Source organism: Micromonospora thermarum, assembly GCF_012034245.1.
Taxonomy (GTDB): domain Bacteria; phylum Actinomycetota; class Actinomycetes; order Mycobacteriales; family Micromonosporaceae; genus Micromonospora; species Micromonospora thermarum.
Window position 1 is genome coordinate 1 of sequence record NZ_JAATEO010000012.1, and the last position, 13,558, is coordinate 13,558.

At 67.0% G+C, this 13,558-nt stretch carries 9 protein-coding genes; all 9 read right to left on the reverse strand.

Annotation, left to right across the window (positions count from 1 at the left end; genetic code table 11):
- Positions 1–99: 99 nt before the first annotated feature.
- The 9 genes from HCJ94_RS12835 to HCJ94_RS12875 all read right to left on the reverse strand — a co-directional run bounded on the left by HCJ94_RS12835 (position 100) and on the right by HCJ94_RS12875 (position 13,527).
- A complete protein-coding gene (locus HCJ94_RS12835; protein ID WP_168001384.1) occupies positions 100–528 on the reverse strand; it encodes a hypothetical protein in 429 nt (142 codons plus the stop codon).
- Positions 529–720: 192 nt separating this feature from the next.
- Positions 721–1,356, reverse strand: a complete 636-nt coding sequence (locus HCJ94_RS12840) for a hypothetical protein (protein WP_168001239.1) — start codon at positions 1,354–1,356, stop codon at positions 721–723.
- Between the two features lie 36 nt (positions 1,357–1,392).
- The gene (locus HCJ94_RS12845) at positions 1,393–1,653 is read right to left on the reverse strand and encodes a hypothetical protein (protein ID WP_120331787.1); all 261 of its coding nucleotides are present in this window, start codon (positions 1,651–1,653) and stop codon (positions 1,393–1,395) included.
- A 65-nt stretch (positions 1,654–1,718) separates the two neighbouring features.
- Complete coding sequence (locus tag HCJ94_RS12850) at positions 1,719–2,390, reverse strand: hypothetical protein (protein ID WP_168001240.1); 672 nt, start codon at positions 2,388–2,390, stop codon at positions 1,719–1,721.
- Positions 2,387–4,855 (reverse strand): FtsK/SpoIIIE domain-containing protein, encoded by a 2,469-nt coding sequence (locus HCJ94_RS12855; protein ID WP_168001385.1) that lies wholly within the window; start codon positions 4,853–4,855, stop codon positions 2,387–2,389. Before HCJ94_RS12855 ends, HCJ94_RS12850 begins: the two co-directional genes overlap by 4 nt.
- A gap of 401 nt (positions 4,856–5,256) precedes the next feature.
- Positions 5,257–6,846: a serine/threonine-protein kinase gene (locus HCJ94_RS12860; RefSeq protein WP_309227244.1), complete on the reverse strand. Its 1,590-nt coding sequence runs from the start codon at positions 6,844–6,846 to the stop codon at positions 5,257–5,259.
- Between the two features lie 118 nt (positions 6,847–6,964).
- Positions 6,965–10,141, reverse strand: a complete 3,177-nt coding sequence (locus tag HCJ94_RS12865; protein WP_168001241.1) for a type I restriction endonuclease subunit R — start codon at positions 10,139–10,141, stop codon at positions 6,965–6,967.
- A 6-nt stretch (positions 10,142–10,147) separates the two neighbouring features.
- Positions 10,148–11,413, reverse strand: coding sequence for a restriction endonuclease subunit S (locus HCJ94_RS12870; RefSeq protein WP_205801192.1), 1,266 nt, complete (start codon positions 11,411–11,413; stop codon positions 10,148–10,150).
- A 65-nt stretch (positions 11,414–11,478) separates the two neighbouring features.
- A complete protein-coding gene (locus HCJ94_RS12875; protein ID WP_168001243.1) occupies positions 11,479–13,527 on the reverse strand; it encodes a type I restriction-modification system subunit M in 2,049 nt (682 codons plus the stop codon).
- Positions 13,528–13,558: the final 31 nt, after the last annotated feature.

Here is a 13,558-nt window from a genome sequence, read left to right on the forward strand (position 1 = left end):
CGGCTCCCTCAGTCCGACGAGCCGGCACCGCACGATCCGCTGGCCGACTGACCCTCCACGTGCTCGATGACGTGTTGGCATGCGGCGACGACCAGGTGCTCAGCCGCCGGCCGTCGCCACCGCCACCAGGTGCCTGCCGACGAGGTCCTGGGCCTGCTTGACCTCGTCCACGCCCTCTTCGAGGCGAACGGGCGCCTGCCGGCACGCACGCACCGCGCTGTTCAGCAGGTTGTTGCCTCCGCCCCTACTGACCTTCTGAAAGTGGGCCTGGGCCTTGTTCACCGAGTCGACAACCTCGACGATGCCCCGGCCCACCTGATCGAGCGTCTGCAGCACCATGCTCAACTCCGCCATCACCAAACCGATCGGACCACCACCGCGCCCGGCGGCGATGCGGTCCAGCCCGGCATTCATCGCGCGGCCGACCAGGCCACCCACCTTCATGCCGGCGTACGCCGCGCCCACCGCGACCAAGGGAGAGGGCTGGTAGCCAGCGGCATCGACTGCCGCGGTGGCGGCGACAGCGATCCCAGCCCCGGCCGCCTTACCCACCTTCTCGCTGACCTTGGTGATGCCTTCCCGCGCAGACTCGATGGCGGTGTCTCGGAGGGCGCCGACCGTTGCCGTCAGCGCGCCAGCAGCCTTCTGGCGCGCCCCAGGTCTGCCCAGGTCCCTGGTTCGTCCTCGCTGCCCGCGCCCTCTCGTCCAAGCCATCGACAGCTACCGCACCAGGTCGAGGAACGCGCAGCCAGACGCGATCAGCATCGGAACGGTTTTTGCAGCCTCGGCTGCCACTTCGGCTGCGGAGGTTTCCTCCACATCCTCGCCAGCCTCATGCTGTTCCTTCGTGCCTGCCTCGAAGTCGACGCACGCGTCCCAAAGCGATCCGATGGTCGACGAATAGGCCCACATCCCGTAGACGGTGTAGTTGACCTTGACGTGGGCCTGCCCGTTGTGGCCGATGAGCCGTCGATCGGGCTCGTCGGGGGTGTTGCCCATACCTTCCGCGAGTGGGTAGAGCTTGATCCGCCGGAACGGCTTCTCCAGTTCACCGTCCGGGTCGAACTCGATCAGCAGACCACGGTCGAGAAGTCGGTCGATGACCGCTTCCGGGTCGGTGGGGCCATTTCCGGCTGCCAGTGCGTCGCGCCGGAGAGTCTCGCGGCTGACCTCCAGACGGGCGTGGCGCTCAGGATCCAGGAATGCCCGGCCCCACACATGGAACTCCTCGTCGGTCAGCTCCTCGGAATCGTTGCCGAGCCGAACCTCCCAATACTCCGGGTTCGGATCGGGTGGGGTGACGTACCGGTAGGAGGGGCCGAGGTTCAGACCGACGGGAACAATGACGGTGGGCATCGGGATGACCTTCCGGGGGTTCGGTGTCAGAGGGAATCAGAGGACGGCGTTGTACTTCTCGGTCTGCGCGATGGCGGCCTGGATGAGGCCGGCGCCCTCGCCGAACTTCTGCTTGGCGGCGCTGAGCTTGCCGATGGCGCCCATGACGGCGGGCTGCTGGGTGCCGGCGGCGAGAGCCTGGAGTACGGCGATGGCCTTGTCGACCTGGGCGTTGACGCCGGCGAGCTGCGCGAGTGCCTTGTCGGCCTCGGACTTGCCGTGAGCCAGGCCGGCCTTGATGTCTCCGATGGTGGCCACTGGATGTTCCTCCCCTGATTCGTGGTGTCCAACGCCCCGCCGCCGGTGGCAGGTGCGTCTGTGGTTCAGCCTCGGGTCGCGGCGATGAAGATGAACCACAAGATCGGCATGCCGACAAAACAGATCACTCCGCCGGCCCGCGCGGAGCGGGTGCCGCCACCGCCGATGCGCGGCTGTCCGACGAGGCTGATGGTCAGGTAGCCGGCGAAGAAGGCCAGCGCGGGCAGCCCGCATAGGGACCAGGGCACGAGTTGCCACGGGATGCGGCCGAGGTCGGCGTCGGGGCTGACGGCGAACATCAGCAGCGACGCGAAGGTGCCCAGCATCGCCGCGGCGGCGTAGACGAGGGCGTTGCGGGCCAGCGGCGTGAACCCGGGCAGCAGGGGTGGCTGCGCGGCCCGCCGGTGGGCGTTCTCGGCGGCGACGTCGGCCGCGTCGGCGGCCGCTGCGGCCCGACGTAGCGCCTCGGCGGGGTCGGGTATCGGGCCGGGTGCGATCCCGCCGACGTGCGGCTCGGGCAGGCGCAGGGTGGCGGCGAGTTGATGGAGGTGTTGCCGCTGAGTCCCCAGCCGGTGGGTGATCTGGTCGACGGCGGCTTGCCCGTCGCGGCTGGCGGCGGCCTGTTGCTCGGCGCGTGCGCGTTCGTCCTGCAACAGGGTCGCCAGGCGGCGAGAATAGTCGGTGTAGGCGGCCCAGCCGCCGTCTCGGGGCATCGGGATGGTGGGGTGGTCGGTCATGCGAGGTCGTCGATCTGATCGAGGGTGCCGGGGCGGACGTACGGAACGATGAGGGCGCGGCGGTTGTCGTGCCGATCGATCAGCAGGGCCCGGTTGGGGCGGGACTGCCATTCCGTTGCGTAGTCCCCGAGCAGTGCTCCGACGTCGTTGCCGGGGAGGTTAAGGGCGACGAGGCAGGCGACCTCGCTGCCGCCGGTCGGTCCGAGGTCGTCGGTGAACCGGCTCACGGTGCGCCACCAGCCGAGCAGGTGGACGCCGTGGGTGGGGCCGTTGGCCAGTACGGCTCGTAGGTCGTCGTGTCCGGAGCGGTAGGTGGTGGGGTCGCTGGCGGCGAGGAGGCTGCTCGCGGCGTCGGCGCCGAAGACCACCAGGTAGGTCGTCTGACCGTCTGTGGGTGCGGTCGACTGCGCGAGGTCCCCCAGTCGTGCCCGGAACTGAACCGAGGAGATGGTGCCGCACGATTGTCCAGCAGAGGTGACCGCTTCGACGGTGGCGTCGGCGGCCTCGTCGGCTGCGGCGACCAGCGGCGCGATGAGGAAACGGGCAGTGCCGGGTGCGTGTTGGCGGGCCAGACTCACGGTCGCCGCGTAAAGGACGTCGGCCCCGACCGGCGAGGTGCCGAGTACGGCGACGTGGCTGCCTGGGGTTTCGTCCAGGGTGAACCCTGCGGTGGGCAGGCCGACGTCGACGGCGCGGCCGACCAGGGCCCGCCGTCGCCGTACATTCGGCGAGAGGCGGACGAAGGTGGGGTCCTGGTCGGGGTGCTGCTCGGCGTAGCCGGCGAACACCGCCGGCGGGGCGTCACCAGGTGGGCGGGCGTTCCACAGCAGGTGCCGCTGCGCGGTCACCGACTCCGCGTCGGCGTTCGGGAAGCGGATGACCCGGTTCGCCCCCGGTATTCCGGCCGCCGAGTTGATGACGGCGCTTCCGATGGGCAGGTTGTCCGCGCCGTCGTTGAGCTGGTCGAGGACACCGCCGCCCCCGGCGAGCGCGACCCGCAGCGGGAACTGCCCGAAGATCGACTCGGTCTTGGCGAACAGCGCCTCCACACCGGAAATCGTCTGCGACGCCAGGATCAGGTGGATGCCGTACGAGCGGCCCTTACGCGCCAGCTCCTCCAGCAGCGCCACCGCCTGCCCGGCCACGGCGTCGTTGCCCTCGAACAGCACATGGAACTCGTCGATCACCGCGAGCAGCCGCGGCATCGCTACGTCCGGCCGCCCGGCCCGCAGGTCGGCGATCTTGGTTACCCCGGCCCGCTTCAGCTCCGTCGACCGCCGGGTCATCTCCCGCGACAACGTCCGCAGCACCGCCAGCCCGTACTCCCGGTCGGACTCGATGCCGACCGTGCGGGCGTGCGGGATCCACGACGGGTCCACCGCCGTGGGCGTGAACTCCGCGAACGACACCCCTTCCTTGAAGTCCAGCAGGTACAACCCCAGCTCGTCCGGGGAGTATCGCGACGCCAGGCCGTAGAGCACGTCGAGCAGGAACACGGTCTTACCCGACCCGGTCCGACCACCCACCAACCAGTGCGGCGTCGCGTCATCAAGGGCCAGCACACAGTCGTTGCGGCCTTCCCGGCCCACCACGGTCCGCAGCCCGCTGACCGATGACTCCTGCCAGATCTCGGCCGGCATCAGCGCGGCAAAGTCCGTCGACGCCTGCACCCGCGCTGCCTTCGCCAACCTACGGCAGATGGACTCCACCAGATCGTCCGACGGGCCGGCATCCAGCCGCATCGGCACCGCCAACCCGGAGCCGTCAGAGCTGAACCGGTGCGGGCCTGGCGGGTCAGACACTGCGAATAGGCCTCCGCCGGCCGCCGTCAGATGCGTCGTGCTCTCCAAGCGAGGCGCTGCGTTCAGACCCGGATGCTGCGGCGGCGGATACCCGGCAAGCAACAGGAACACCCCCGCCGCCGGACCGGCATGGGCGATGGCCGCCAGCCGCGACCACTCCGTACGCCCCGCACCCTCAGGAAGGGCCGCTACACACACCAGCAGCACGGAGGGATCTATCTCGCCGGCCTGGGCGCGTTCGATCCGCTCCTCCGCCTCGGACAGCACATGCTGGAACCCAGGAAGATCGATCGCCGGCCGGTGCCACGCCTCCGCCTCCACCATCGAACGGAACGGACCGAACACCGCCCCCAACGTCGCACCGTCCACCGCCGCCACCCGCAGCGCCCCGTCTGGCAGCGCGGCAAGCACCCGAAGCAGCACGCCGCGGAGCCAGCGGGCCACCATCGGATCACGGGCATCACTGTCGACCGCCAAGTGACCGGCGCCCACGAACGGCACCACCACACTGAACACGCTTCCGGCGACCGGCCACGCCTCACCCAGCCGAACAGGAAGTGGACGCCCCAGCACCGCATCAACGCCCGTCGGCAGGTCCACGGCGGCACCGTCCAGCCGGCAACCGAGCCAACCCGGCGTCAACCTCTCGGCGAGCCGCTGCATACCGGCAGCGAACCGCCGCGCATCCTCGCGGGCCTGCGCCGAGACGCTGTCCTCACCGGCACGATCACGCAACCGCGACCGGGCGGCCTCCACATGCGACACGGCCTCCCGGTGCGCCGCCACCGCTCGACCGAAGGCCGACGCCACCGACTCCATGCCAACGTCTCCCCAGGACCGATGGACCGCGATCTCTGGCGGTGACCCTACCCAACGACGCCACCAGCAGTCAGTCCCGTGTCGCTCAGCGTGCTGAACTCGCTTACGCCTACAGCGGCAACTCGGCTGCAGTTACAGACAATCAACGACTTGGGCGGATGGATCTCCAGTCACGAGGGGAGGACACTAAAACGTCGGTCCTGGCATCCCTCTCCGGAAGGCACAGACCGCATTGGCGCCAGCATCTAACTTTCCTCGCCACCGGCGACCCGCAGTCGGGTGAGGACGTCGGCGATTTCCTGGGTTTCCTCGTGGTCCGTCCCGTAGACCAGCGAGAGGTCCTCGTGCAGCGGCACCAGCTCGGCCATCGCCTGTTCGACGTTGCCTTCGGCGAGCAGGAGCAATCCGATGTTCCGGCGTAGTTCCAACGCGTCGGAGGACACGTCCCCCTCGGTGGCGCGTACGTGGGTGAGCACCTGCCGGAACTGGCGCAGCGCGATCGTGGCTTGGCCCAGCTCCGCCCGGCAGTGGGCTGCCTGGCGCAGGCAGGCCAGCGCATCGTCACTGGTCGGCCCTCCGGTCCGCGCGAAGGCCGAGTACAGGGCATCGAACTCCGGCAGGGCCTGACGGAAGTCGCCGCCGATGACGAGGATGGCCGCTCGACGCTGGCGGAGGGCAAGGACACGCGGGCTCTCGATGCCAAGCGTCGCTGCGGCAGGTTCGATGACCTGTTGTAGCGCTTCCGCCGCCTGGGCGTACCGCTCTTCGGCGAGCAGGTCGTTGGAGTGCGACACCGCACCGTTGATCGCTCCTCGTAGGTCCGTCGACGGGTCCTCGACTGACGGCTGAGGCGGAATGGGGCGGTCACGGGGATCTGGCGCGGGAGGGGTGTCCGGTCGAGGCCGCGGCGCGTTGGGTCGGCGGTACAGGAGCGTCGGGTCCGGCACCCCGGTCGGGAAGTGCCCGGCCGCTGGAGGCCGTGATCCCGGTGCGGGGAGGAACGGCAGTAACCGCTCGTACACGTCGACTGCGTCTCGAGGGCGCTGCTCGGGAACCTTGGCGGTGAGCTGGAGAACAAGCTGTTCCAACGCTTCCGGTACGTCCGGCCGTACCTTGCGTAGCGGCAGCGGCGCTTGGTAGACGTGCTGCTGCATCAGCTCGAACTCGTTGCCGCCGTCGAAGATTGTCTTGCCGACGAGCAGCTCGTGCAGCACGCAGCCGAGGGCGTACAGGTCGCTCTGCGGGGTGATCTGGGCGCCCTGGATCTGCTCAGGGGGCATGTAGTGGTGCGTGCCGATGACGCTGCCGGTGACGGTGAGGCGGGTGACGTCGGTGCGGAGGATGGCGGCGATGCCGAAGTCGAGCACCTTGACCGCCCCGGCGTCGGACACCAGGACGTTGTCGGGTTTCAGGTCTCGGTGGACGACGGGGATGGCGTGGGCGTGGGAGAGGACGGTGCAGATCTGCGCGGCGATCGCCGCCGCCCATTCGATCGGCAACGGTCGGAGCGGGTTGATGTAGGCGCGCAGCGAGGTGCCGCGCACGTACTCCATGACCAGGTAGACGCGGTCGTAGGAGCTGTCGAGCACCGCGTCGTATACCTGGGGGACGCCGTGGTGTTGGATGCGGGCGGTGACGCGGGCCTCGCGGCGGAAGCGCTTGGCAAACTCCTCGGCCTGCTCGGCGGAGGAGATGACGTCCGCGCGGATCAGCTTCACGGCCACTTCGCGGTCGAGGACGGCGTCGTAGCCGCGCCAGACCTGTCCCATGCCGCCGGAGTTGATTTCGTCGACCAGCTCGTACCGGCCGGCGATCCGCTCTGCCCGCACTGTCACCCCCGCACGTTGGGCGGCCCTCCGGGTGTCAGTGTTCCGGTTGGCCAGTGACCCGTCCAGAGCCATCGGGTCACCCAAGGTGAGCGGTGACCCGATAGCCCCGGACGGCGGCGGCTCGTCAGGCGGCGTCGTCAACCACGCCTTCCTGGCGGCGGATCATCTGCCAGGCGGCGCTGCGGGCGCTGCGGTTGAGCGAGCTGCGGAAGTTCTGCTGTGGGTCGAAGTACTTGCGTCCCAAGTCGGCGGTGGTGTCGAAGTGGTCCATCATTTTATCCTCGAAGACCGGGTCGAAGACGTGCCCGAAGTTCTCCTCGTCGTTGGCCACAGCGGCCAGCCGCACCTTCGGGTCGGCGAGCGCCTCGTTGAAGGGCTTGATGACGTCCTGCTCGGTGAACTCCGTGCCGTGCTTCTCGTTGAAACGGTCGATGAGCTCCGACAACAGCGACTTCTCCGGCTCCTTGGCGCCGCCCGATCCGTCGCCGAAACCCTTCATGTCGGCCGGCCCCTCGGGGACGAGGCTGACATCGTGCTCGCCGGTCTTCTCCACCCGCAGGTGGCTGAGGTCAACCTCGCCGATGTCCACGCCGCCGTCATCTCGGCGGGGCAGCCGGTTGAGCAGGTGCCGCCCATAGAGGTAGAGCCGCTCCAGGTCAGGGTCGGAGTACGGGACGATGCCGGAGAGGAAGCTGTACTTGCGGACGTAGTCGTTCAGGTCGGCCCGGAAGGTCTCGGCCGTGGCCTGGTCGTCCTCGTCGTCGCTGTTGAGCAGCTCGGTGAAGCGGGCGACCGCCGGGTCCAGGTGCCGGTACAGCTCGGCGTGGAGCTTCTCCCACTTCGCGGTGCTGCCGGCGGCCTGCTCGTCGGCGGCCAGCCAGGCCCCCGCGAAGGCGAGCATCTCCTCGTCGACGAGGAGCGCCGCGGACATCACCTTGCTCTGCGCGGTGTAGAGCAGGTTGGGGTCCGAGGGCAGGGTGGCGGCTTCCTCGAAGTACGGGCGGAAGGCTTCTTTGATGTTCTCCGCGTCGTTGACGAAGTCCAGCACCGCCAGGTCGGACTGGCTCTTGCGGTCGGCAGTGCGGTTGATCCGGGACAGGGTCTGCACGGCGGCGATGCCGGTCAGCGTCTTGTTGACGTACATCGTGGTGAGCAGCGGCTGGTCGAAGCCGGTCTGATACTTCTCCGCTACCACCAGGATCCGATACTCGGGCTGCCCGGCGCCGCCGGCCTGCGCGGCCTTGTCGTCGGCGCGCGTGTAGGCGAACGCCTTCGGCAGCGCGCTCTCCGGCAGGCCGCCGTTCTCCTTCGCCTCGGTCGTCTCCTCCCCGTCGTAGGTGAGACTGCCGGAGAAGGCCACCAGGACGCCGGGATCGGGATAGCCCAGATCGTCTATGTACTTCTTGATCGACCGGGCCATCTGTACGGCCTGCGGCCTGCCTGCGGTGACCACCATCGCCTTCGCCCGTCCGCCGAGCCTCCCAGCGGTATGCGTCCGGAAGTGCTCGACAATCACCTGCGCGTGCTGGGCGACCGTCGAGTCGTGGGTGAGCGCATAGCGGGCCAGCAGCGGGTTCGCCTTGGCCGGGTCGACCTTCCGCTCGTCCGGGTTGCCGTTGACGAGCTTCCAGTAGGTGTTGTAAGTGACGTAGTTACGCAGCGGATCAAGGATGAAGCCCTCCTCGATGGCCTGCCGCATCGAGTAGGTGTGAAACGGGTGGTACTTCCCGTCCTTGCCCAGCGTGCCGAACCCTTCGAGGGTCTTGTGCTTCGGGGTGGCGGTGAACGCGAAGTAGGACAGGTTGGCGGCCCGCTGCCGCTTGCGCGCGTTGCCCTTCAACCGCGCCTCAATGTCGGGCGTCGCTGGCGCGCTGGTCGCGCCCGGGTCGTCGGAGTCCGCGTCCAGGCCCAGGTCCCGCAGCACTTCCCGGACTGAGCCGGCGGCCTCGCCGGACTGGGACGAGTGCGCCTCGTCGATGACGATCGCGAACCGCCGGCCCTGGATCTCGGTTGGGTTCTGCTTGAGGTATTCCTTCAAGGCCGGAAAGGTGTGCAGCGTTACGGTGACAATCTTCCCCGTCTCGCGGGAGAGCGCCCTGGCGAGCTGCTCGGACTTCGCCCCCTGGTTCTCATCGATCTTCACCACCAGGCCGGCGGTCTGCTCGAAGCTGCCGACCGTCTCGCGTAGCTGGGCGTCGAGGTTCCGACGGTCGGTGATGATGACGACCTTGTCGAAGACCGGAGAGCCCGGCTTCAGGCCGGCCCTGACCGCGTCCGGGTCCAGCGCGGTCACGTCGCCGGGCGTGTGCAGGGACGACAGGCGGTGGCTGAGCCAAGCGATGGTGTTCGACTTGCCTGATCCTGCCGAGGCCATGACCAGGTAGTTGTGGCCCGCACCGTGCCGCGCCGCGTGCGCCGTCAGCGTCTTCACAGCATGCCACTGGTGGTAGCGCGGGAAGATCAAGGACTTTCGGGTACGCCCGTCCGCGCCCTTCTCCTTGTGCAGGTGGACGAAGCGCTCCAGCAGATCGAGCCAGTTGTCCCGCTGCCAGACCTCCTCCCATAGGTAGGAGGTGGCGTAGGTGCCGTACGCGGTGGCCGGCGGGTTGCCCTTGCCGCCCGGCCGACCCGGTCCCGCGGAGCCGGTGTTGAACGGCAGGAACCGGGTCGGCTTGCCGCGCAGCTGGGTGGTGACGAAGACCAAGTCCGGGTCGACGGCGAAGTTGGCGATCACCCGACGCGAGAAGATCAGCTCGGTCGGATCCCGCTCGATCCTGTACTGCTCCTTGGCGTGCTCGACACCCGAGCCGGTCAGCGGGTTCTTCAGCTCCGCCGTGGCCACCGGGATGCCATTGAGGAACAAGGCGAGGTCCAACCGGTTGCCCCGGTCGGCCTGCTTGGTGGCGTACGCCAGCTCCCGGACGACGGTGAGCCGGTTACGCCGGTAGTCGGCCAGGATCTCGTCGGACTCCACGAACGACGGCTTGAAGTATGCGACCCGGATGCGAACGCCGTGGTCCTTCACGCCCTTGCGGAGCACGTCGAGCAGCCCGTCGGCGTTGATCGCCTGGTCGAGGCGCTTGACGAACCCACGCTGCGCGGCGTCCCGGTCGCCACCGTAGAAGGTGACCAAGTCCTCCCACTCGTCGGGCTGAGTCGCGCCGATGAAGGTGAAGAGCTGGTGGGTGTCCAAGCCGAGGTCAGCGTGGTAGTCGGCGTTGCTGCCGAGCTCCCACCCGCCGGCGAGGAGAGCTGCGACGATGGCGTCACCGAAGGCGGACTCGTGGTGGATGGGGCTCATAGCGCGTCAGTCCTCGATTCCTCGTCCGCTGACGGTGTAGATGTCGATCTGGCCGGTGACGGCGGCGGCAATCAAAGCTCGGCGCCTTTCGTGCAGTACAGCCGATTGAGTTCTTAGCTTATTACCGAGAATTGAATCCGCTTGCTTGGCGGCATCAAGCTCTCGGACAATCTTCGCCTGCTCGGAGGGCTCGGGGAATGGAAAGCGTTGTGCCTTGAGTTGCTCTCGGGTCAGGTGTGTGATTGTGCTTGAGTTTCCCTGAACGGCGAATACGCTCATCTTTTCCGCCACCAATAAGCAATAGAACAACCAGCGCTCCAGGTCCCTACCCCTGCTTCTCAAGCGGTGAAGGGCCTTCTGGTAGTAGATTTCTTCAAGTTCTCCCTGCCAGATTGCGGCGCGTCCCGGCCAGCTTCCTCCCTCGCAAACGAGAAGATCACCCTTGCGGAGCCTGTACCTTGGCTGCTCTTCGGTCGAAAAATCCATTAGAAGGAGATCGTCGAGAGCGATTTCGTCCCACTGCACATTGGCGCACCTGAGGTAGGGGCGTAGGTGGGTCCCGCGAACGCGCTCTTGGTTGAGCATCTTGCCGAGCTCAACCTCAAATAGGTGGGACACGGCTGCTACTCGCCATGCGGATGGGATATCGCCAAGCCATTGCAAGCCGCTGAACTGGCGAGGCCCCTCCACACTCTCTCCTCGGATAGCAGCGTAAGCCCTAGATATCTCGGTTTCTGCAAGGAGTGATAGCTGCCGAGAGCGCCGTTCGATCAGTCTGTCGATCCGGCTCGTCTCGACGTCGAGGAAGTCGGCTATCCGGCGCTGCTCCTCAATTTCCGGATATGCCCATGGCGAAGAGAAAAGAACTCCCGCATCGAGGTTTTGGATCCCTGTAGTTTGCTTGATCGCGCTTTGGGTTAGCCCTTGGCTGTACGCTGCGGCAAGCGAATAGGATAAGAACCTCGGTTCTATTGTATGAGCTGGCGTTAGTCTAGAGCAGAAGTTCGAGCAAACGGCCGGCTCGGAAAGATCGAAAATTACGGCCATCCCCACCGGCTGTTTCTCGCCTCCGCCAGACTTCTCGAGGATTAGGTCGCCCGGACGGAGCATATGCTGGCTTAGTGCCTTGCTATCAATGCTTCTAAGCGGTAAACGTTCCTTGCTTACTCGTTGCCGGGTTCGGTCGAAGTCGGCTGCCCGAACGCAGAAGACATCTGTCCCATCCCCGAGCGCATCATTTCCCCATACTCCGTTCGCGGACGAGCTGATCATGTCCTTCAGCCGTCCGCGCCTCCAGTGGCTCGGAGCGGCTGCAACCCAGGGCATTTCCGTCAGATTCACTGCGTCACCTCCCCCAGAAGAGCCTGAATCTCAGCCTCCAGCGCCTTCAACTCGGCGTCGATCTCGGCAAGTGGCCTCGGCGGCTTGTAGACGTAGAAGTGGCGGGTGAAGGGGATTTCATATCCGATCTTGGTCTTCTCGTGGTCGATCCAGGCGTCCGGAATGTGCGGTAGCACCGCGCGGCGCAGGTACTCCTCGACGTCCTCGTCCAGCGGCACGTTCTCGTAGTCGCGCAGCTCGGGGTCGGGCTCGGGGTTGCCCTTGACGGTCTGCACCTCGCCCTCGGGGTCGCGTACCCCGACGATGTCCCGCATCGCCTTCTGGAAGGCAGTGCCGGAGGGCCAGAGCACGCCGGCCTCGGCCATCGCGGAGCGCAGCGCGTCCCACGCCGCCCGCTTCGTCGTCCACACTTGTCCGACCAGGGGCTTCAGGGCGGTGATCAGCGCGTCAACGTCCGCGGCCTTCTGGATGGGCTTCGAAGAAGCCAGCGCGGTCAGGGTCTCGTCGGTGACCTCGAAGCGGAGCTTCAGTGGGCGTTCGACGGTGATTCGGCGGTAGCCGAAGTCCTCGTTGGCGAAGACCTTGACCTTGCCGTGCTGCGGGTGGTCGGGATCCTTGGCGACGTCGAGCGCCTCGGCGTACAGCCGCGTGATCGCCTTGATCTGCTCGGGGGTGAGGTACTTGCGCTTGTCGCCGAGCGACTTGCGCATCTTGGCGAACTGGTCGCGGGCGTCGAGCAGGACGACCTTGCCCTGGTGGCCCTTGGCCTTGCGGTTGGTCAGGATCCAGAAGTACGTGGAGATGCCGGTGTTGTAGAAAAGCTGGTCAGGTAGGGCGACGATGCCTTCGAGCCAGTCGTTTTTCAGGATCCATTCCCGGATCCGCGATTCGCCGGACTCGGCCGCGCCGGTGAAGAGCGGCGAGCCGTTGAAGACGATGGCGATGCGGCTGCCGCCCTTGCCGTCGGCGGTGACTGGCTTCATCTTCGAGATCATGTGCTGGAGGAAGAGGAGCGAGCCGTCGTTGATGCGGGGCAGGCCGGCGCCGAACCGGCCGCTCTCGCCGAGCGTCTCGTACTCGCGCTCGATCTCGTCCTTGACCTTCTTCCACTCCACGCCAAAGGGCGGGTTGGCCAGCAGATAGTCAAAGTGCTTGCCGCGGTGGCCGTCGTCGCTGAACGAGTTGCCGAACTTAATGTTTTCCGGGTCCTGTCCCTTGATCATCATGTCGGACCGGCAGATCGCCCAGGACTCCGGGTTGAGCTCCTGGCCGAAGACGGTCACCGTCGCGGACGGGTTGAGTTTGCTGATGTGCTCCTCGGCGGCCGAGAGCATGCCGCCGGTGCCGCAGGCCGGGTCCATCACGGTACGGGAGGTGCCCGGGATGCTGAGGGCGTCGTCGTCTGAGGCGACGAGCAGGTTCACCATCAGCTCGATGACCTCGCGCGGGGTGAAGTGCTCGCCGGCGGTCTCGTTGGACTGTTCGGCGAAGCGCCGGATCAGCTCCTCGAAGACGTATCCCATCTGGTGGTTGGAGACGTTCACCAAAGGCTGGCCACGGTCGTTGGTGAGGATCTCGCCGGTCTTCTTGTCGCGCTGGTAGGGGTGCAGGTCGAGGTCGGCGAAGCGGCTGACCACCCGGTAGAGCAGGTTGGCGCTGTCGAGTCGCCGGACCTGCTGGGCGAACTCGTAGCGCTCCATCACCTCCTGCGCGTTCTCGGAGAACGCGCCGATGTAGGCGAGCAGGTGCTTCGCGGCTTGGCCGGAGTCGTTGGCGATCGACTTCAACGTGTAGCCGCTCACGTTGTAGAAGCGGTGTCCGGAGGCGCGGCGTAGGAACCGGGAGATGTCCACGTTCTGGTCCTTGAGCCGCTCGTACTCGGCCCGGACCTTGTCCCGGGTGGGGTCGAGGACGCACTCCAGACGGCGCAGGACGGTGAACGGCAGGATGACCTTGCCGTAGTCGGACTGCTTGTAGTCGCCGCGGAGGAGGTCGGCGACCGACCAGGCGTGGTTCGCCAGCTCGGTGTGCTTGCTGCTGTTCAACGGGTTCCTTCCGCTGTTCCTGGCTCTGGAC

Bases quoted from the DNA above. Each gene is read 5' to 3' on its own strand.
- HCJ94_RS12840 (WP_168001239.1), bottom strand. From the start codon at position 1,356: ATGCCCACCGTCATTGTTCCCGTCGGTCTGAACCTCGGCCCCTCCTAC.
- HCJ94_RS12850 (WP_168001240.1), bottom strand. From the start codon at position 2,390: ATGACCGACCACCCCACCATCCCGATGCCCCGAGACGGCGGCTGGGCC.
- HCJ94_RS12855 (WP_168001385.1), bottom strand. From the start codon at position 4,855: ATGCAGCGGCTCGCCGAGAGGTTGACGCCGGGTTGGCTCGGTTGCCGG.
- HCJ94_RS12865 (WP_168001241.1), bottom strand. From the start codon at position 10,141: ATGAGCCCCATCCACCACGAGTCCGCCTTCGGTGACGCCATCGTCGCA.
- HCJ94_RS12870 (WP_205801192.1), bottom strand. From the start codon at position 11,413: ATGATCAGCTCGTCCGCGAACGGAGTATGGGGAAATGATGCGCTCGGG.